This is a genomic window from Staphylococcus sp. GDY8P54P, assembly GCF_017892645.1.
Lineage (GTDB): Bacteria > Bacillota > Bacilli > Staphylococcales > Staphylococcaceae > Staphylococcus > Staphylococcus ureilyticus.
Window position 1 is genome coordinate 111,908 of the sequence record NZ_JAESLN010000008.1, and the last position, 21,122, is coordinate 133,029.

The 21,122-nt window shown below is 32.5% G+C and carries 19 protein-coding genes and 1 riboswitch; of the genes, 10 read left to right on the top strand and 9 right to left on the bottom strand.

From position 1 onward, the window contains the following. Positions 1-178 precede the first annotated feature (178 nt). Positions 179-1,030: an NAD-dependent epimerase/dehydratase family protein gene (locus KA883_RS02790; protein WP_210139851.1), complete on the top strand. Its 852-nt coding sequence runs from the start codon at positions 179-181 to the stop codon at positions 1,028-1,030. Positions 1,031-1,408: 378 nt separating this feature from the next. Here the strand turns inward: KA883_RS02790 and KA883_RS02795 are convergent, their stop codons facing one another. The 3 genes from KA883_RS02795 to KA883_RS02805 all read right to left on the bottom strand — a co-directional run bounded on the left by KA883_RS02795 (position 1,409) and on the right by KA883_RS02805 (position 4,136). Then, complete coding sequence (locus tag KA883_RS02795) at positions 1,409-2,422, bottom strand: zinc-dependent alcohol dehydrogenase family protein (RefSeq protein WP_210139852.1); 1,014 nt, start codon at positions 2,420-2,422, stop codon at positions 1,409-1,411. 85 nt (positions 2,423-2,507) lie between these two features. Then, positions 2,508-2,810 (bottom strand): ArsR/SmtB family transcription factor, encoded by a 303-nt coding sequence (locus tag KA883_RS02800; protein ID WP_046206668.1) that lies wholly within the window; start codon positions 2,808-2,810, stop codon positions 2,508-2,510. Positions 2,811-3,278: 468 nt separating this feature from the next. Next, entirely contained in the window at positions 3,279-4,136 is an 858-nt protein-coding gene (locus KA883_RS02805; RefSeq protein ID WP_046206669.1) for an ABC transporter substrate-binding protein, read from the bottom strand. Positions 4,137-4,519: 383 nt separating this feature from the next. Next, positions 4,520-4,629: riboswitch (SAM riboswitch) on the top strand. A gap of 93 nt (positions 4,630-4,722) precedes the next feature. Between KA883_RS02805 and KA883_RS02810 the strand changes: the two genes are divergently transcribed. The 6 genes from KA883_RS02810 (at position 4,723) to KA883_RS02835 (ending at position 12,615) form a co-directional block, all read left to right on the top strand. Continuing rightward, the gene (locus KA883_RS02810) at positions 4,723-5,538 is read left to right on the top strand and encodes a MetQ/NlpA family ABC transporter substrate-binding protein (protein WP_046206670.1); all 816 of its coding nucleotides are present in this window, start codon (positions 4,723-4,725) and stop codon (positions 5,536-5,538) included. A gap of 52 nt (positions 5,539-5,590) precedes the next feature. Continuing rightward, positions 5,591-6,523: a lactate/malate family dehydrogenase gene (locus tag KA883_RS02815; protein WP_046206671.1), complete on the top strand. Its 933-nt coding sequence runs from the start codon at positions 5,591-5,593 to the stop codon at positions 6,521-6,523. A 237-nt stretch (positions 6,524-6,760) separates the two neighbouring features. Next, positions 6,761-8,623, top strand: a complete 1,863-nt coding sequence (locus KA883_RS02820; protein ID WP_210139853.1) for a BglG family transcription antiterminator — start codon at positions 6,761-6,763, stop codon at positions 8,621-8,623. 78 nt (positions 8,624-8,701) lie between these two features. Next, the gene (locus tag KA883_RS02825; RefSeq protein WP_210139869.1) at positions 8,702-10,660 is read left to right on the top strand and encodes a PTS fructose transporter subunit IIABC; all 1,959 of its coding nucleotides are present in this window, start codon (positions 8,702-8,704) and stop codon (positions 10,658-10,660) included. A gap of 16 nt (positions 10,661-10,676) precedes the next feature. Further along, a complete protein-coding gene (gene manA, locus KA883_RS02830; RefSeq protein ID WP_046206674.1) occupies positions 10,677-11,612 on the top strand; it encodes a mannose-6-phosphate isomerase, class I in 936 nt (311 codons plus the stop codon). A 106-nt stretch (positions 11,613-11,718) separates the two neighbouring features. After that, the gene (locus tag KA883_RS02835) at positions 11,719-12,615 is read left to right on the top strand and encodes an ROK family protein (RefSeq protein ID WP_046206675.1); all 897 of its coding nucleotides are present in this window, start codon (positions 11,719-11,721) and stop codon (positions 12,613-12,615) included. 100 nt (positions 12,616-12,715) lie between these two features. Here KA883_RS02835 and KA883_RS02840 read toward each other — a convergent pair whose 3' ends face one another. The 5 genes from KA883_RS02840 to KA883_RS02860 all read right to left on the bottom strand — a co-directional run bounded on the left by KA883_RS02840 (position 12,716) and on the right by KA883_RS02860 (position 17,823). Then, positions 12,716-13,174: a threonine/serine exporter family protein gene (locus KA883_RS02840; protein WP_046206676.1), complete on the bottom strand. Its 459-nt coding sequence runs from the start codon at positions 13,172-13,174 to the stop codon at positions 12,716-12,718. 11 nt (positions 13,175-13,185) lie between these two features. Continuing rightward, complete coding sequence (locus KA883_RS02845) at positions 13,186-13,938, bottom strand: threonine/serine exporter family protein (RefSeq protein ID WP_046206677.1); 753 nt, start codon at positions 13,936-13,938, stop codon at positions 13,186-13,188. Between the two features lie 480 nt (positions 13,939-14,418). Further along, positions 14,419-15,699, bottom strand: a complete 1,281-nt coding sequence (locus tag KA883_RS02850; RefSeq protein ID WP_046206678.1) for a homocysteine synthase — start codon at positions 15,697-15,699, stop codon at positions 14,419-14,421. Positions 15,700-15,920: 221 nt separating this feature from the next. Further along, positions 15,921-17,165: an MFS transporter gene (locus KA883_RS02855; protein WP_046206679.1), complete on the bottom strand. Its 1,245-nt coding sequence runs from the start codon at positions 17,163-17,165 to the stop codon at positions 15,921-15,923. Between the two features lie 100 nt (positions 17,166-17,265). Continuing rightward, a complete protein-coding gene (locus KA883_RS02860) occupies positions 17,266-17,823 on the bottom strand; it encodes a TetR/AcrR family transcriptional regulator (RefSeq protein ID WP_046206680.1) in 558 nt (185 codons plus the stop codon). A gap of 171 nt (positions 17,824-17,994) precedes the next feature. Between KA883_RS02860 and KA883_RS02865 the strand changes: the two genes are divergently transcribed. Genes KA883_RS02865 through KA883_RS02875 form a run of 3 tightly spaced genes read left to right on the top strand, consistent with a single transcriptional unit; the run spans position 17,995 to position 20,513 of the window. Beyond that, positions 17,995-18,699 (top strand): ABC transporter ATP-binding protein, encoded by a 705-nt coding sequence (locus tag KA883_RS02865; RefSeq protein ID WP_210139854.1) that lies wholly within the window; start codon positions 17,995-17,997, stop codon positions 18,697-18,699. Between the two features lie 2 nt (positions 18,700-18,701). Next, positions 18,702-19,847 carry an ABC transporter permease gene (locus KA883_RS02870; protein WP_046206682.1) on the top strand — a complete coding sequence of 382 codons (1,146 nt, stop codon included), beginning with the start codon at positions 18,702-18,704 and terminating at the stop codon, positions 19,845-19,847. A gap of 18 nt (positions 19,848-19,865) precedes the next feature. Next, the gene (locus KA883_RS02875) at positions 19,866-20,513 is read left to right on the top strand and encodes a TetR/AcrR family transcriptional regulator (RefSeq protein WP_046206683.1); all 648 of its coding nucleotides are present in this window, start codon (positions 19,866-19,868) and stop codon (positions 20,511-20,513) included. Between the two features lie 76 nt (positions 20,514-20,589). On the opposite strand, the gene KA883_RS02880 is transcribed toward KA883_RS02875, so the two are convergent. Next, complete coding sequence (locus tag KA883_RS02880) at positions 20,590-21,060, bottom strand: thioesterase family protein (protein ID WP_046206684.1); 471 nt, start codon at positions 21,058-21,060, stop codon at positions 20,590-20,592. Between the last annotated feature and the right edge of the window lie 62 nt (positions 21,061-21,122).

Genomic DNA, 21,122 nt, shown 5'->3' on the forward strand with positions numbered 1-21,122 from the left:
TATTTGAAATGTAGAACCATGCTCATATCATTATTTTGATATTTATAATGAACATGACCTTTAAGATGTTACATAAGCTTTTGAAGGTCACGTGTATTATCATCTTTGAAAGTAGTATAAAATTTAGACAAGAAAAATAAAAATGATTATAAAATGTGAATCATGAAGGAGGATGATTATGACGAAAGTATTTGTAACTGGTGCTACAGGTCTTATTGGCACGAAACTGACAAAGCGTTTACTTGAAGAAGGCTATGAAGTAGCTGGATTAACAACATCTAAAAAGGGTGAGGAGAAACTAGTTAATGCAGGTATTCAAGCATATATCGGTAATATTTTAGAATACGAAACGATAGAACGCAGTATTGGTGATTTCAAACCAGACATTATCATGAATGAAATTACTGATTTAAAGCAGGTTGATATGTCAGCTAACACAAAAGTTAGAATTGAAGGTACAAAAAATCTTGTTGATGCAGCAATTCAGTACGGCGTGGAACATATCCAATCACAAAGCATTGCTTTCGCATATGAAGGCGGTAATGGGTTGGCAACTGAGGATACGGCTTTAGATTACGAATCTAGTGGAGATCGTAAAATTACAGTAGATGGCGTTGATGGATTAGAAAAAGAAACAGCTCGAATAAAAAATTATGTCATTTTGCGTTATGGGTTATTATATGGTCCAGGTACTTGGTATGGTAAAGACGGCATGATTTATAATCAATTTATGAATAATGAAATTTCAATCACAGATGGTGTTCAATCATTTATTCATATAGATGATGCAATTGAAACAGCAATTCAGGCTTTAAACTTTGACTCGGGTATTTATAATGTAGCAGATGATGATCCTGTAAAAGGCAATGTTTGGGCTGACTGGTATGCAAACTTATTAAATGTAACACCCTACATTAATATAAAAGCTGCAGCACCCTATGAACGCGGTGTAAGTAATGAAAAGTTTAAAAGGCAAGGTGGTAAATTAACTTATAAAACATGGAAAGTTGGAATGAATCCAATAAACTAGATTTAGAAATTTATTAGAAAGTGGCATAAACATTGATGCGAGATATTATTAATGTATGTTTTTTATGTAAAAAAGCCTTAACAGCATTATCGTTAAGGCTTTCTTAGATTTTTAATTAATTACATAATATTCAATAAAGCATAGTATTATGGTGTATATTAGTGGAGATAAAAATGTCTTTGAAATCAAAATAATAATGTTATTTACAATTTATACATCTGAATGATAAAGCGAAACCGCCTATATTACCAATGGTGGACAATATGCCGTTATTGAGGATAGCTTTACATTGTGCATTATTTACGAATGTCAACACAGCACATCTAAAAGAACCCGAAGCTTACTCTAGTAAGTTTCGGGTTTAGTGTTTCAATGGCCCTACTTATGAAAATCTATAACAATCTTACCAAATGCACCTTTCATCTGATGCTCATATGCTTCTTTTGCTTGATCAAATGAATACACATTGTCAATTATTGGGTCAATATTTATTTTATCTAAAGCTTTAGTAAAATCTTCAAAAGCTCTATGATGTCCTACATTAATACCTTGAATTTTGGCTTGTTTAGCAAGTAATGAAAATAAATTTACCTCTGCTTCCATATTTTCTAGAAAACCAATAACATAAATATTTCCTTGGAATGCTAAAGCTTCTATAGATTTTGCAATACTTGAGCCACCGACTACCTCGACAATATGTTCGACGCCTTTACCGTTTGTTAATTTTTGTACTTCTTTTTCCCAATCAGGGTGGGTTTTGTAGTTGATTACCTTAGAGGCACCCAGTTCTTTTGCTTTTTCTAGTTTCTCGTCACTACTACTTGTTGCAATAACCTCTGCACCTAATGCTGATGCAATTTGAATTGCAAATATAGACACGCCACCAGTACCTTGTACTAATACGCGATCGCCCGCTTTAATATTGCCATATTCAACTAAAGAGAACCAGACAACAAATGCTGCTACGGGTAATGTAGATGCCTGATTATCTGTATAAGTTTCAGGAGATAAAACAGTAGCACTTTCATTTAATACCATATATTCTGAAAGTCCGCCATTAACTGTAGCACCCAATGCATATAGTTGCTCATCACCTTTTGGCTTACCTTCTAACCAAGTTGTGAACATGTGAGATGTAACTCGATCCCCAATTTTAAACTTAGTAACATTAGAACCTATTTCTACAACTTCACCTGAAGCATCTGAGACAGGGACGAAGGGGAACTTGAGTAACTCTGGTGTATATACACCTTCGACAATAGCAGTGTCTCGATAATTAAGTGACACAGAATTTACTTTCACTAAAATTTGATTCTCATTAATTTTAGGTTTATCTACCTCGACTTGCTTTAAATTATCTAAACCGAAATTTTCTAAATGCCATGCTTTCACTATTAAAACTCCTTTTTAAAGTTATGATGGAAAATGAATCGTTATATCGCTAAATGACGATGTGTAAGAATAAAAAAGAACTAACTTATAGTTCTTTTTCAATCACTTTCCCTATATTTTTTATGGCTTTTTCATCCCTTTTATAATACGTCCATTTACCTAAACGTTTATAATTTACAAGGCCTGCTTTACTTAATATAGACAAGTGTTGTGATGCAGTAGATTGTGTCATGTCTAACTTTTCTTTAATTTGACTCACACAAACGCCTACATCTACTAAATCAATACCCTCTTGATAACCGAAATTACTTTTAGGATCTTTTAACCAATGCAAAATTTGTAATCTAGTAGGGCTTGCCAATGCTTTAAAAACTTCTAAATTTTCCATATCATTATATTACATCGTTATATTTCGATATGTCAATATATTATTACAATTTTCAACCCAATAATCGTTTTGATTGTATGAATGGTGAAACAGCTGAAACGCCGCATGCTATAGTTATATTTTACATTTCAGTATCTCTTGTATTTGAGAAAAGAATGATAAATTGGACCGATGATAGATTTTGATATTATGTAATGAAACAAGTGTAGTGTTTTAAGTTAATTTTAGATATAGTTTTCAGGTATAAGTATTAGTAATTCAACAATTTGGAAATGGTTTTTATTCGGTCGACTATTGTTGTTCAAATATAATACTAAGATGCTGAGGCAAATGATGAATTGCCTAGCATCTTGTAATCTTTTGAGTTCAAATATTATCTTAAATAACTAACTATTTTTATAATTAATATCATCATTTATAACTAATTTTAAAAAACGAGTAAACTGATAATACAATTATAAAGATACATTATTCTTTAAGATTAGCTAAAGTTTTTGCAATATCTTCAGAGGCAAATAAGCCACGCAGTTTTGACCATTCATCTCTATTTACGAAATGAACATTATTATTTTTTACAGCATCAAGTTGGTCCCATTGATTACTGTTTTGTAATTTGTTTAAATCTTCATCATTATTTTCATCAATCATTATAATTAATCTTTCTGGATTAACCTCAACAAGCTGTTCATATGACATTTCTAAATAATTTGATTCTCTGTATGCAGGTAGTTTATCCGCAATGTTTTCACTAAGTGCATTATTGAAACCTAATTTACTTAGAAGTTCACCTACATACGTTTTGTTAGAATGTGCAGTTATACCTTGTTCAGAAACTACAGCCGCCAATGTTTCTTTGTTTTTATCTATATCAATTTGCTTGTTGAAATCATTGATTAATTCATTGTGTTTGTCTAAGCGCTCTTTAGCCTCTTTAGATTTATTAACTGCTGTACCAATACGTTGGAATATTTCTAAAGTTTCTTGATAGCCAGCATCAAAACTTCTAAATAAAATAGTAGGTGCAATCTCACTTAATTCATTATATATATCTTGATGACGATCAACATCTCCAATGATAAGTTGCGGAGAGGCAGAACGAATTGATTCAAAATCTGGATCAATACGAGTGCCAACAGATCTATATTTACCAACTGCTTCTTTAATTGGTGATATTAAATTTGTGCTATCATTATCATCAGCAATGCCTTTAACATCTATATTTAAAGCAACGAATGCATCAACAAAAGAAAATTCTAAAGCTACTGCTGAATGAATATCTTCTGGTAAATCAGTCGTTCCTAAATCATGTTTAAATTCAAAAGTCATTGTATTACCTCCTAATAGATAGTACAGTATTAATATTCCACTTAACTGTTATACAAAACGTAATAGAAATCTATATTTTCAAATGCCAACAATGATTATAAACGAATGTTTTATATTTTAGAAAACCCACACAATATTGGTGGTTTCATATACGGACATCATTATGTTTATTTGAAAATAGAAGTAAAACCATTATGTAAACTAACAAATTAAATAATTAAGATGTGAGTGCATTGCCGGTTCATAGTGTAAATATATTCGTTTCACATGGAACAATTTTATTAACATTAGATTAATCAATAATTAATTAGAATTTTCTAAAATTTATTGACTATACATGAGTGGAATGCTAGGATTAATACAACTCAAATACATAGGATTGACTCTTATTTAGAGAGGTGGAGGGATGTGCCCGATGAAACCCGGCAACCATCGTTAAACGAAATGGTGCTAATTCACAGAAAGTAATCTTGATTACTTTCAAAGATAAGAGAAGGTGGATACTTTCTCTTTATTACAATAAGAGAAAGTATTTTTTTACATAATGAGTGAATTTTATTTTCAGACAAGGTTAAGGAGAGATGTTATGAAAAAGTTGATTAGTTTAACAATTTTAGTATTTTTTGCTGCAATACTCGTAGCTTGTGGTTCGTCCAAAGATAAAGAAAATAAAAAAATCACGATTGCTACATCACCAGCACCTCATGGCGAAGTTTTAAAACATGCGAAAGATGAAATGAAGAAAAAGGGGTATGATTTAGAAATCAAAGTTGTTAATGACTACAAAGTACCTAATAAACTTTTAGACAAAGGTGATGTTGATGCAAACTTCTTTCAACATGTACCTTATTTAAAGGCTGAAAGAGATGACCATAATTATAATATTGAGGAAGTAGGAAAAGTATTTACGACACCAATGGGCGTATACAGTAAAAAATATAAAGACATCAAAGACATTCCTAAAGGCTCTACAATCTACGTTTCCAATAATCCAGCTGAAGAAGGGCGTTTCTTATCATTTTTCGTAGATAAAGGATTAATAAAAATTAAAAAAGGTGTCAAAATTGAAGATGCCAAATTTGAAGATATCGTGGAAAATAAAAAGAATCTCAAATTTAACAATAAGCAGGGTGCAGAATTTTTACCTAAAACATATAAAAGTAAAGAAGGCGCAGCTGTCATCATGAATTCTAATTATGCGATAGATAATGGTTTGACGCCACACAAAGATGCTATTGCAATAGAAGGTAAATCATCACCATTTGCTAACATTATTGCAGTTCAAAAAGGCCATAAAGATGATGAAAAGTATCAAACTCTATTAAAAGTTTTACAATCTGAAGATATGAAAAAGTTCATAAAAAAAGAATATAATGAAGATGTTATACCGTATGAAAAATAAAAACATTAATTTATGATATAGGTTTTAACAAACAGAGGAGGTATGGTTACACATGTCTAAGTTAGGAATTGTCGGACTTGGTAGAGTGGGCAGCCAAGTATTGACAGACGTTCAATATTTGAATTTATTTTCAGAAATTGTATTAATTGATAGCAAAGAAGAAATTGCAAGCGGTGAGGCGCTTGATCATAATCATTCGCAAGGATTGTTTAATACAAGTCATGTGCGAATTAAAGCTGGCGCATATCAAGATTTAGCTGATGCAGATTTTATAGTAATTGCCGCAAGTATACAAACGGATAAAAACGATGGTGATCGTACACTATTGGCACAAGATAATCATGATATTATAAAAAATGTTATGAAACAAATTGCTGAAGTAACGCAAGAAGCTATTATTATTTTAATTTCTAACCCAGTGGATTCGATGGTATATTTTGCTAATCAAGTCAATTATCCAACTCATAAAATCATCGGAACGGGTACAGCATTGGAAAGCTCAAGGTTCAAAACCATTATCGCTCAGCATTACCAAATTGATCCTAAAAATGTTGAAGCTTTTGTTATTGGTGAACATGGTCAGTATGCAGTGCCTGTATGGAGCAAAGTGCGCATTCATGGTATGGAACTATCAGAGTATGAAGCTTTAAGTCAATCACCAGTAATTGATAAAGCACATATTACATCAATTATCAATGAAGTATCAATGGATGTTTTTTATCAAAAAGGGTGGACCAATGCAGCGATTTCCAGGGTGACTACTACATTGATACAAGCGATTGCTTTGAATCAACGCACAATTATGCCACTAACATCAATCAGTCAGGAATACGGGCTAGATGACGGGGCGTATAGTTTGCCGACATTAATTGATCAGCATGGTATTGTACAAAGATATCCTATCACATTGGATGAACAAGAAGAACAGCAGCTCGTTGAAGCATATCAATATATCAGACAAACAATTCATATAGCACAAAAATAAGTTCATTTAATATAGAGTGAGAAACATAAGTATCACATAGCATAAAAAATGGCGATTTCTAGATTTTATATAGAAATTGCCATTTTTTTATTTTGTACTCATATTTTTGTTTCATCATTATGTCAGAAGTATCATAGTGTGACTGCTTGCTTTAATATGAAGGTATGGCTACAATGTATTTAAATATTAATATTGAATTTAATAAAAAATTAAACGATTAGAAAGCGCGGTGCAATCATGTTGATAAGACATGCTAAACTCATTAGGTTATTGTTGAACAACAGTAATCATTACCTAAGCGCAGATGAAATAGCTAATTATTTGAGTGTTTCCAATAGAACAGTGAGAAATGATATACAATACATTAATGGTGAAATTATAAATCGCTTGATTACAAGTGTTAAAGGGAAAGGATATAAACTCAATCATGACCATTATGATGAGACAGAATTAGAGACATTGATACATTCGTATTTAACAAAAGAAAATGAAAAGTTAATGAAAATTGGATATGAATTATTAATGTATCAGAAACCCACTACCATTGATCAAATAGAATCAGCATTTATGGTAACGAAAGCAGAAGCTAATGATTATATAAATAGAATAAAGGCTTGGTGTGCATCATTTGATATTAACGTTGAGGTCATTAAGAAAAAAGGTGTTACCATAACTGGTAATGAAATGAATATAAGGAATGCGATATTACATTTAAATCAATTGTCTAATAATGAAAAGACAGTAGAGGGTTTGATACTTAATGAAATACCTCAAGCGCACATCAAAACCATATGTCATATTATTAAAAACAGATTAGCACAACATTATATTTTTACTTCTGATATGCGTATTCAACAATTACTCATTCATTTAGTCATTATTATAAAAAGGGAAAAGATAAGTGAAGATTCATGGGTGATAAATGAAGAGGCTGAAGAAATAGCGATGCAGTGTATAGAAGATATCAACCATAAATTAGCTTATGGATTATCGAAAGATACAGCTAAGTTATTTTCATTTTTCATTAGTTATTACTTTAATAAATATGATTTGGGTATAGAAACCTTTTTTGTTGAAAGCTATGTAGCGCGCATGATTCATCAAATGGAAAAAATAGTTGGTATCAATTTTACCCAAGACAATATTTTACGTGAAAACATTCAAGTACATTTTAGCAGAGCGTATTTGCGTATCGCTAAAAATGTATATATCAATAATCCATTAACGGATGAGATCAAAAAATACTATCCTTTTGTTTTTAATGCATTGTATGAAACTGTAAAATACTTGGCTAAAGATTCAAATTTAAGCTTAGTAGAAGATGAAATTGCTTTTTTAGCATTACATTTTCAATCATCTATTGATCGTAATAAAAAAGACGAAGTTAACATTGTGATAACCTGTTATTATGGTTTAGGAATATCTAGTTTGTTGGAAGTGAAAATTGCGAATCTAGATAGTCATATAAATATTGTTGATACTTTAAAATTAGAGAGACTGTCTCATTACAATTTTTCAAATGTTGATATGTTGATTACCACGCATCCCATTGACACTGCTGATTTACCAAATACATTACACGTGATAGAGGTATCCCCTTTGCTTTCGGATAATGATATAAATCAAATTAAATCATTTATTAATAATAAAAGAAACCCTGTGTTGAAACAGGATGAAATATCTGCAATTCAATTTGATGTTCAAACGATGACAGATGAGGAAACTGCAACCCATGTTTTTGAAAACGCACAGTCAATGCTGATGAAACAACATGCTATTACGGAAAGTTATATGAAGAGTGCATTGGAACGTGAAAAATTTGCTTCAACATATATAGGGAATGGTATTAGTATGCCACATGGTGATCCTGCGAAAGTGTTGCGTTCACATGTTATTATATTTAAATGCCCTCATGGCTTACTATGGAAACAAAATAAAGTTAAATTAGTGTTCTTTTTAGCCATCGCAAATTCTGATACCTCAGCAATGAAGAAAATCATACATGTGATAGCTGGATTAAACGAGTATGATGTCGATCAACTTATGACTATGGATGCACAACATCTAAAACAGTATATGATTAAACTCATCAAAACATAATTGCCGTTGATAACGGCAATTATGTTTTTTTATCAATATTAGAAAGCGTTTACAATTGAATGTGAGGAGGATGAAATGATGAAAATATTAGCGATTACATCGTGCCCAAATGGTATAGCGCATACATATATGGCACAAGAAAAGTTAGAACAAGCTGCTCAAGAAATGGGCGTCAATATAAAAGTAGAAACTCAAGGTGGTGTAGGGGCAGAAAATGTTTTAACATCAAAAGAAATTAAAGAAGCGGATGGCATTATCATTGCAGCCGATAGACAAGTAGATTTGTCACGTTTTGATGGGAAATTAATTATAAATGAAAGTGTTCGTGAAGGCATTCATAAACCAAAAGAATTAATTCAACGTATCATTGATAAAGACGGACATATTCATCATGATCGTAATGGGGATACGAATCAAAAAGATGATGATCAAGAGCAAAAAAGTGGGATGCAAATGGTCTATCAACATTTAATGAATGGTGTATCATTTATGGTACCTTTCATTGTAGTTGGTGGATTATTGATGGCTATTGCTCTAACTTTAGGTGGTGAGGCTTCATCAAAAGGTTTAGTTATACCAGATGATTCTTTTTGGAAATCAATTGAAAATATTGGTTCTCTAGCATTTAGTTTTATGGTTCCAATATTGGCTGGGTATATTGCAGTGAGTATTGCAGATAAACCTGGTTTGGTACCTGGTATGATTGGAGGCGCAATCGCAGCTGACGGTAGCTTTTATGGTAGTGATGCAGGCGCTGGGTTTTTAGGTGGTATTGTTGCAGGATTTATCGCAGGTTATATTGCAAAATGGATAAAAAATATTAAAGTACCTAAAGCGATGGCACCTATTATGCCAATCATTATTATTCCAATCATCTCTTCATTGATTGTAGGATTAATTTTTATCTTCTTGATTGGCGCACCAATTGCGAGTATTTTTGAAGGTTTAACAACTTGGTTAAAGAGTATGCAAGGGACAAATATTATTATTTTAGCATTAATAGTTGGTGCTATGATTGCTTTTGATATGGGTGGACCAGTAAACAAAGTAGCATTTTTATTTGGTTCAGCATTAATCGCGGAGGGTAACTATGCTGTTATGGGAATGGTTGCAGTTGCAGTATGTACACCTCCTATTGGTTTAGGATTGGCTACATTTATCAATAAACGTAAGTTTAATAAAGGTGAAATTGAAATGGGCAAAGCATCATTTACCATGGGATTGTTCGGTATTACGGAAGGTGCTATACCATTTGCTGCACAAGATCCGTTTAGAATTATACCATCTAATATGATTGGTGCGATGGTAGCTGCCGTTATTGCTGCAATTGGTGGTGTAGGTGACAGAGTTGCACACGGAGGCCCAATAGTTGCAGTGCTAGGCGGAATTGATCAAATATTGTGGTTTTTTATTGCAGTAATCATTGGTAGTATCGTTACAATGAGTGTGGTTTTAATTTTAAGAAGACAAACGCCATCACTTGCAGTTGATACGAATAATATTGAAATGGGTATGGATCAATCAGAAAATGAGATAGAAACAGAAAAAAATAGTGTTTCAACGGTTTCAACGATGGATAATCAAGCATTAGAAGAACAAAGTGTATTTAGTGAACAAGTTATTCATATTTCAAAACAAACTTTATCTAGAGATGAAGCAATAGACCAGTTAATAGAAAATTTAAATGAACAAGGGTATATTACAGATCAATCACAATTAAAATCCGATGTCTTAAAGAGAGAGATGGAATCAACGACAGCGATTGGAATGAACGTAGCCATTCCTCATGCAAAATCGGATGCGGTTAAAGCACCTATCGTAGCAGTCATGAATAATAAGCACGGCGTGAAATGGGAAAGTTTAGATGGAACGTTACCTCAATTGATATTCTTAATTACTGTACCAAGTGATAGCAGTGACACACATCTCAAATTATTACAAAGATTATCAAGAACATTGATGGATGATGAAACTAGGCAAAATTTAATAAATGCAACAAATAGTAAGCAGATTTATAATATATTAAAAGATATTTAAATGGAGGTATCATGCAATGCCATTATTTTTAAAACCTGTATTTCAAGAACGGATATGGGGTGGAACAGCTCTAAAAACATTTAATTATGATATTCCAAGTGATTATACAGGAGAATGTTGGGCGATTTCGGCGCATCCAAATGGTACAAATACAATAGAAAATGGAAGGCATCAAGGTAAAACTTTAGAAGAAGTGTGGAATGAGGATAAAGCACTTTTTGGTGTTTCAGGTGATGTTAAATTTCCATTGCTAACTAAAATTTTAGATGCAAAAGATAAATTATCAGTACAAGTCCATCCAGATAATGACTATGCCCAAAAGTATGAGGGTGAATACGGTAAAACAGAGTGTTGGTATATATTAGACGCACAAGAAGATGCTGAAATTATTTACGGTGTAAACGCTGAAAATCAAGATGAACTGAATGATATGATAGATCAACAACAATTTGATAAGTTATTTCATAAAGTTAAAGTGAAGGCGGGAGATTTTTTCTATGTGCCTGCTGGTACAGTACATGCTATCGGAGAAGGTATTTTAATATTAGAAACACAACAATCTTCCGATACAACATACAGAATCTATGATTATGAGCGCACTGACAACAAAGGTAACCAACGTGAACTACATTTAGCGCAGAGTAAAGCTGTGATTAATCTTGCTGCGACTTCGCCCAATACAACACCCAAACACGAGGTGAGACAAGGGCAAACATATACGCAATTTGTTTCAAATGATTTCTTCACGGTCGAACGCTGGATGATCAATGGTGCATTAAATTATGAAAAACCAAGCGCATATTGTCTTGTATCCATAGTTGAGGGTAATGGTAATGTAGAAACGAATGATGAAGTTTATAAAATAGAAAAAGGAATACATTTTATATTAACGACAGAAGATAAAAACATAGCATTTAACGGTGATATGACAATGATTATAAGTTATGTATAATGTTTAAGAGGTGAGGGCATGGATTTGCGTTAAGGCAGATTCATTTAACCTACACCTCTTTTTATCCAAAATTGAAGTAATAATATGAGTGATGAGGTGTATGGATATGCTTAAAATTTGCGCAGATATAGGTGGCACGAAAACCATTGTAGGGGTTATAGACCAAGACTTATCAGTGATTGACAGTCAAAAATTCGAGACGGATGTAGATCACCCGGAAGCAGAATTTACAAAAATTATTAATATAGCAAATGAATTCAGCAAAAAATATAATAATGTAGCGCAAAGTACATTGAATACCGCGATGCCAGGACCTTGTGATTATACTGAAGGATTGTTTTTGAATCCTCCTAATTTACAGAAATATGTAGGCTTTAATGCTGGTGATTTTATAAAGGCGCAAAGTGCATTTCAACCACATTTTGTAAATGATACTGATGCAGCGATATTAGCGGAATATCAATATTTAAATTCAGATGTAGAAGATGTCATATATTTAACAATTAGCACAGGTATTGGTATGGCATATATAAGAAATGGTCAACTCGTTACTGGCATTGATGGTAATTTTGGAGAAATAGGTCATACTATCATAAAAAATAATAGCGATTATCAATGTCCGGTGTGTCACCAGTTTGGATGTGTTGAAAATGAACTGTCAGGCTTAGCAGTCAGTCGTAAAGCGAGTGATATTTTACAAAGAGCGGTGAGTACTAGAGAAGCAATCGACATCTACATGAATAATGAAAATGAAAATATCAGTTGTATGATGAATGAAGTAGTGTTACTAACACAACAACTATGTACGAATTTGTTTAATATCTTTAATGTATATCATATTATTCTTGGTGGTGGTGTTACACAAAGTGCATTACCATATAAAGCAAACATTGAAGCGTATGCGCAAAAGCACCATTTGATTCAAAACAAACCATTTCATATTAAAGTAAGTAATTTGCCAGAAAATGTGCTTACTGGTCTTTATTATGTAAATGAACAATAAAAACAGTTTGCACATTCATAAAGATAGCGAGAACCTGAAATGATTTAATGGAAATTTCAGATGCTCGCTATTTTTTGATGTCTAAAATGCTTAAGTTGATTTATAGTCTGTTGCGCTTAATTAAAATATATTTTCGTATGTTTAATGTTTTAGATAGTTGATCAGAAAGTAGTAATCCTAATGCAATTGAACCTGCAATTAAAATCGCTCGTATAAAGGTATTGGTTGCATCTGTGAAATTTAAAGTCACCAATTGCTGTGTCGCTCTAAAAGCAATACTTCCTGGGACAAGTGGAATGATGCCAGGAATCATAAAAAGTACAACGGGCGCTTTAAAAATACGACTCATAATATGGGCAAGCAAACCTAATGTTAAACTGCCGAGCAAGCTAGAATATATACTATCCATTTCGAAGGATTGTTCTAAAATGTAGCTGACAAAATAGCCCATTGAGCCAGCAAATCCAGCTGGAAAAAATAATTTTTTAGGGGCATCGTATATCACATTAAAAAAGTATGATGCGCTAAAGCTACATAAAAAAGTAAATAAAATTGTCATTATGTGACCTCCTAAAAAATTAAGTAAGCAATCGCAATACCTGAACCAATTGCGAAGGCAATGACGAGTGCTTCTAAAAATTTTGCTGTAAACATTAACATGTGTCTACTAAATAAATCTTGTATCGCAGTCGTTATTAGTACACCAGGTACAATTGGCATAACGGAGGCAATCATAGCTGGTCCGAAAGATTGATTGACTTGAAACAGTTCTGAACCAAATATAACAGTCGTACCCAAGATAAATGAACCTACAAATTCAGGTATAAACATGGTGAGTGATTTACTTTGCATATACTCAACGATTAAAAATCCTATAGCACCAGCAATAATTGTAGTAATTGCATCAGACCAAGTACCGCCTTGTAAGTATAAAAAACTTAACGATATAATACCTGCCGCAATCACTTTTTTCCATAGTGGAATACTTAAATTGGATCTATCAATATTTTTCAGCGCTTCAAAAGCTTCTTCTATAGCAAGTTGATTGCCTGTAAGTTTACGGGAAATATTATTGACTTGAAATATTTTAAGTAAATTAGTGCTGTTTTTATCAATACGCAAAATTCGAGTATCGTGTTCTTCACTTAATGAAAAATTGATAAATACATTAATGACATATCCTTGGCTATTATAATAACCCATACAAATGGCGATTCGTCTCATTGTATCTTCAACACGAGAAACCTCAGCGCCAGATGACAATAAAATTTTACCAGCAAGTAATATCACATTCATCGTAACTTTATCTTTGTAGTTATCCAAAAGCGTACCTCCGACTTGATAAATAATTATCATTATTATCCCAATATTATTATGTAATTTCAAAAAGAATTTACTAAAGTAAAAAGCATAAACAATATGCATTGCTGACGTTAGCCTTCGGGTTGTCTGCGGTTACGTTGCGAGGTGTCTTGAGTAATGATTAGACGTTATCGTTTCAGCAAAATGAAATTTAAAGGTTTTAAAAAGTTAAATCAATAAAATTCAAGTATAAAAACATGTCTTATTTTTATCGATGCGACGTCTACATAGACAATTAGATATTATATTGCTGATAAAAGTTAATTGTTTCAGCCTTTAACATTTAATTAGCAATTAAAGTCCCACTTCTCAAATGATTTGAGTCAGTGGGACTTAATGTAAGCTTGTTCGCTCAAGTTTTAGCCATTCTATTGCAGACCGTCATAATCATTTTGAATGAATTAGATTTTTATCAAATGATTTAAAGACATGCAGACGTTTTTATAATATTTGTAAGCCTTGTTCAAGATCTGAAATAATATCGTCAATATTTTCAGTACCAATTGATAATCTTACTAATTCTGGTAAGACACCAGATGATTGTTGTTCTTCAGGTGAAAGTTGTAAATGAGTCGTACTAGCTGGATGAATAACTAATGATTTTGAATCGCCTACATTTGCTAAATGTGAGAATAAATTTAAAGATTCAACAAATTTGGCAATATCTTCAACTGAGCCATCCACACCAAAGGTTAAAATTGCGCCCTGGCCATTAGGTAAATATTTTTTAGCAAGATTATGATAGTCATTACTTTCTAAGCCAGGGTAATTCACCCAAGAAACTTTAGGGTGTTCTTCAAGAAACTGTGCGACTTTAAGTGCATTTTCTGAATGACGTTCTAAACGAAGATGTAATGTTTCTAGGCCAATTAGAAATTCATGTACATTAAACGGTGAAACAGCAGAACCAAGATCACGTAATAATTGTACGCGTGCTTTTGTAATATAAGCAGCTTCGCCTACATCATTTGCATATGAAACACCATGATAACTTGGATCCGGTTCGACTAAACCAGGGAACTTTCCATTATCCCAATTAAATTTACCACTATCGACGATGATGCCACCAATGGAAGTCCCATGGCCTCCTATAAATTTTGTGGCTGAGTGTATCACAATATCAGCGCCATACTCAAATGGGCGTAATAAATACGGAGTTGGGAAAGTGTTATCAACAATTAAAGGTATCTCGTGGTCATGCGCAATATGAGCAACTTTTTCAATATCTAAGACGTCTATTCTAGGATTACCAATTGTTTCGGCATAAACTGCTTTGGTTTTATCCGTTAAGGCTGCTTTGAAATTTTCGGGATTACTTGGATCCACAAAGTGTACTTTAATACCTAGTTTTTTGAAAGTGACATTAAATAAGTTGTAGGTACCACCATAAAGATTTGAAGATGCTACAATTTCATCACCGCTTTCAACAATATTTAATAAAGCTAAGTGAATTGCAGCTTGTCCAGAAGATGTGGCTAGGGCACCGACACCACCTTCAAGTGCAGCAATGCGTTCTTCAAAAACGTTTTGTGTAGGATTCATAATTCTGGTGTAAATGTTTCCGGGTTCTTCTAGTGAAAAAAGTTTTCTTGCGTGTTCTGTATCATCGAACACGTAACTTGAGGTCTGATAAATCGGTACTGCTCGTGATTTTGAGAATGCGTCTACCTCTTGACCCGCATGAATCGATAAAGTATCTAAATGCCAATGATTTTGAGACATACATTGTCCCTCCTATATATTTGAATTTTCTGATAATTATTACTATACAAGAGCACTTTTTTATTTTCAAGTATCCTTACTAAGAAAGTAAGGATTAATTTTATGTTTATAACAATAATATGTCCCCACGAATATTAATATGTAACAATATTCATGGGGAACTTTATAGGCAAAATCTGTTCATTCGATTAGGATCATTATTTCCTAGGCAATTTTATATATTAGTAATGTTGATCATGCGCATATTGATCGTGTGTATCATCCATATTTTCATGATTTAAAACTTCAGCGTTTTGCTGTTGTAGCTGACTGTAATCTCCTTCTGGTAATTTGCTCTCGAGAGCTTCAACTTTAGGATAAATAAATAGGGGAATAAAACCAATTAAACCGTATATCATAAATGTAAACATAAAATTAAACGTATCTATAAATAATCCTGCAAAAGTAGATCCAATCACTTGTCCAATAGCCAACATTAAGAAGGGTATGCCTATACCTAAAGAGGCATTTTTAACAAATATTTTAATTCCCCAAACTAAAAGTACGCCAGTTAAGAATATATAACTCATACCAAATAGTGCAGCAGATACAAAGGGAATAATCCAAATTTTGGGTGTGAAAGCAAGGGCGATTGTTGCGATGGCAAGTGCTATAACACCTAAATTAAATGCATAACGAAGTCCGCGTTTATCAATAATTGCACCTGATATGCCACCTATCATGCCGAATAATCCTATCAAAATCCAAAAGAGTGAAAGTGCAATATCAGAATAATTACCAGTATTTTGAACAAATGATTTGGAAAATGTCCAAAAGGTTGCAGTAGATACACCTAATAATATAGAAGCAGTCGTGATACGTGTACTAGCTGAAATATCACGAATGTTAAATGAACCTGTATGAATTTTAATATTTTGCTTTAATGATGGAATGATGAGATAGTTCCAAAGTAAAACGATAAGTGCCAATATCGCATAGATAAAATAAGTTTGTCGCCAATCTATAAAAGTGAACATGGCTGTTATACCCGTAAACATAAGGCCAATACTTGTGCCAGAATTAATCCAAGTATTTGCTTTTCCTTGTTCATGCACTTTAATCCATAAAGAAATGGTGTAGCCATATGGAGGTGAAATGAGTCCAGTACTCGCACCGGCAAAGATGACACCGATAGATAAAACGATTGCGCTTGTTGAAATGCCTATCCCTAATAAACCTATTAGTACAGAGATTCCTGCTAATATAATCATACGTTTAGGGCCAATTTTATCAGTTTGTAATGTTGAAAAGATAATTGTAAAACAATAGGATAAATAAAATAATGAGGAAATAATCCCTGATTGTGATGCAGATAAATGTAAATCAGTGGTTACTTCAGGTAAAAACAAACCAAAACTAAAACGTCCTAAACCATAGGTTGTTGCTATCATAGCTATACCAGGAAATACAAGTTTAGAAAATTTCACTATAAATTTCTCCTTTAGTAGATAGAATGTTCATTCTATTTTAATTTTAAAAAAATACGAGATGAGTATATAAAGTAAGATGCTCATGCTCGTTTAAGAATTAAAATTCTTTGTGTGCTTCGTTAAGTAGTAAATCAGCCATAGTTATGGCGTGCGATGTAGCTTTTTTTGAACCTAGTAATGCTGTCATTGAGGTTGTTCCTTCAAGTAATAGTGTGAATTGAATTGCCAAATCCAATCCATTGACGATACCAGCATTATTTGCCAATTGCTCTAAGTAATTTAACAACTTTTGTTTATGTCCTCTAGCAATATTTTCAATTTCGTTATCTGTATTCGCATAATCTTCGATAGCCCTCATAAACATATCACCCTTATAAGAATGATCATTAAGCCACTGACAATGTGCTTTGACTGCAGAAATAAAAGGTTGGTGTGGTTGTTTTTCAACATAAGTGTCTAAATAATGCCAATATCTAGATTCACGTTGTTTTAACACCGCCTCAACTAAATTGTCTTTAGATTCAAAATGATTATATAAAGTCATCGTAGCTACATTGGCTTCTTGTATAATTTGCTTTAAGCCGATACCACGAAACCCATATTCATAAAATAACCTTTCAGCAGTTGATAATATATCTTGTCGCTTTTGTGACAATCGTCTCACACTTTCTTCTTAGTAGAATGACCGTTCTATTTAAAGTTAACAGCTAAATAGCAAAATGTCAAAGTAATATCAACATATTATGATTTTGACATTTTATATTTAGAAGTGTAATATAACAATAAAGTGAGTGTATACTCACTATTTGTGAAGTGGGGTGTAGAAATGATTGAAGTGTATAATTTAAGTAAATCTTTTAGTAATAAACAAGTATTAGAAGATATAAATGTTGCTTTTGAAAAAGGTGAAATCGTTGGATTAATTGGTCCGTCTGGAACTGGAAAAACAACGCTAATCCAATGCATGTTAGGAATGGAACGTATTGATGTAGGTTGGGTAACGATAAATGGAGTTGAAATGCCCAATAGAAAAATTTTAGGTGACATTGGATATATGGCTCAAAGTGATGCACTTTACACAGATTTGACGGGGAGAGAAAACCTAGAATTTTTTGGAAGTATATATATAAAAAAAAGAAAAGACATCAAAAAACGCGTGGAAATTTGTAGTGATATGGTAAAACTTCAAGAAGCATTAGATAAAAAGGTATCTACCTATTCTGGCGGCATGAAACGTAGGTTGTCTTTGGCAATTAGTTTTCTACAAGATCCACAAATATTGATACTAGATGAACCAACTGTTGGAATTGATCCTAAACTTAGACAAGCGGTATGGAGGGATTTGGATGCAGCCAAAAAAGAAGGGAAAAGTATTCTAGTCACAACTCACGTATTAGATGAAGCAACACGTTGTGACAGACTATTACTTATGAATCATGGTGAAATTATTGCAATAGGATCACCGCAAGATATTAAAACGCAATATCAAGCTGAATCAATTGAAGATGTGTTTTTGAAAATGGAGGACTAAATATGAATGCATTTTATATTACTAAACGAATTTTCAAACAAACAATCAGAGACATACGTACGTTAATGTTATTACTAGTAGCACCTTTGCTAATATTAACATTACTGTATTATATATTTACAGTTTCAGATAACTCGAATGGTGTGAAAGTAGGCGTTCATGATATTCCTGCATCACTGAAGGATGAATTACAGTCACAAGATATTACGATAGAAAATTTTAAGGACCATAAAAATATAGATGATAAAATAAAAGAAGATCAATTGACTGGTTTTATGTATATGCAAAATAATGAGTTAGAAGTCACTTTTGCTAATGATAATCCAACTGATAAGGGCATCATGGCTTCTACAAACCAAAAATGGTTAACCAATCATAATATGACTCAAATGAAAGAAAATACAGAATCATTAAAAAAGGCACTTGAGGAAGTTCAATCGCAAATGCCTGATAATGCTAATTCAGGTCAAAGTATGACAGATAATCAGCAAAATATCAGCAAGCCAACAAAAGTTAATACACATTATTTATATGGGGATAAAGATGCTACATATTTTGATACAATTAATCCCATTTTAATAGGATTTTTCGTATTCTTCTTCACTTTTTTAATTTCTGGCATCGGTTTATTAAAAGAGAGAACTTCAGGGACGTTGGAACGGTTGTTGTCTTCACCAATTAAGCGCAGTCATATTATTTATGGTTATATAATGGGTTATGGTATTTTTAGCGTGATACAAACCTTTGTAGTAGTTATATATGCCATATATGTGTTAAATATAGCTGTTGCAGGTTCGATTTGGCTTGTCTTAGCTACAACGGTATTAACGGCCCTCGTAGCTTTAACTTTCGGTATACTGCTGTCTACTTTTGCATCATCAGAATTTCAAATGATCCAATTTATACCACTTGTAATTGTACCGCAAGTGCTATTTGCAGGATTAATACCAATATCGTCGATGAATATGGGGTTGCAATACTTTGCACATTTGATGCCACTATTCTATACGGGACAAGCTATGCAAGATGTCATGATTAAAGGATTTGGTATACAAGATATTTATATCAATTTATGTATATTATTTGGTATTTTTGTAGTGCTCTTGATATTGAATATTTTAGGAATGAAGCGTTATAGAAAAGTTTAAATATAGGTGGTATCAAAAATGAATCGAAATATTAAAGATATTGTGGAAGAAATTGTACCTAAGTTAGAACATTTAACTGAAAAGCAACGTTCAGTGATTGAAAGTGCCCTCGTACTCTTTAGTGAAAAAGGCTATAATCAAACAAGTACAAGTGATATTGCGAAGCGGGCAGGTGTTGCTGAAGGTACAGTATACAAACAGTTTAAAAATAAAGAAGCATTGCTATATGCAGGTTTAGTGCCTATCATAAAAGATAATATAGCGCCAACTGTAGCAGAAGAATTCTTAAGTGAATTGAATCGTGCAAGCAACTTGGAAATATTTATAAATACATTTGTGGACAATCGTTCTCAATTTATTTATGAAAATAGAATGCTGATAAAGATATTCTTTAATGAGGCTATGACAAGTAAAACATTTCAATCAGTTTTATTAGAAATATTTAATAAGCGTTTAGTTGCTCATTTAAAGCCGATAATCAATAAGATGATACGTTGTGGTGAAATGCGAGATGTCGAAGCGGAGTTTTTTGTACGTAGTTTAATTGCTCAAACAATCAATTTAAATATAAGTTGTTTAATTGATTTGAATTATCAATGTGACGAAGCGTATGAAAAACATTTACTTTATACAAAAGAAAGTCTTTACTACATGTTTAAAGCCTAACAATATAATAGCTTATTTAAAATAAAGAAAGTAGAACAGAAATGGAAGTTAGCATCTCCGTTCTACTTTTCTTTTTTTATTTTCTAGGTATACCAATAACGTGTCCTAGTTGTGATGGCGGATTAAACGGCGTTTGCATATTAAAAGCTGCTTGTATTTTCTCTAGTATAGGTTGAGGGAACGCCATGCTCCGACGTGTAACTTTACTAACACCTATCATGATAACTTCATATGTAGCAATACGCTCATCATTGTCATTATACATTGTCAGGAATAAATGTACTCTTTTCGCATCATAATCATAAATATGTACTTTAACATAAAAGGCATCATCTAACACAAGTTCTTTTAAAAATGAAATATGTGCCTCCAAACTAAAAATGGTAATTTCATGTGTTTGTCGATAAGAAACATATAAGTCGACTGATTCAAAAAAGCCAACGACAACATCACTGAAAATGGAATAATATTGTGCATCATGCATATGGTTATTATTATCTATCCAAGATGGTTGCACGGTGTTTTTATAAATGTATTCCTCTGCCACAAAATCACTCCTCGAGTAAAAATTAATAGTAACCTATATTATTGTAACAACATTAAACAGTT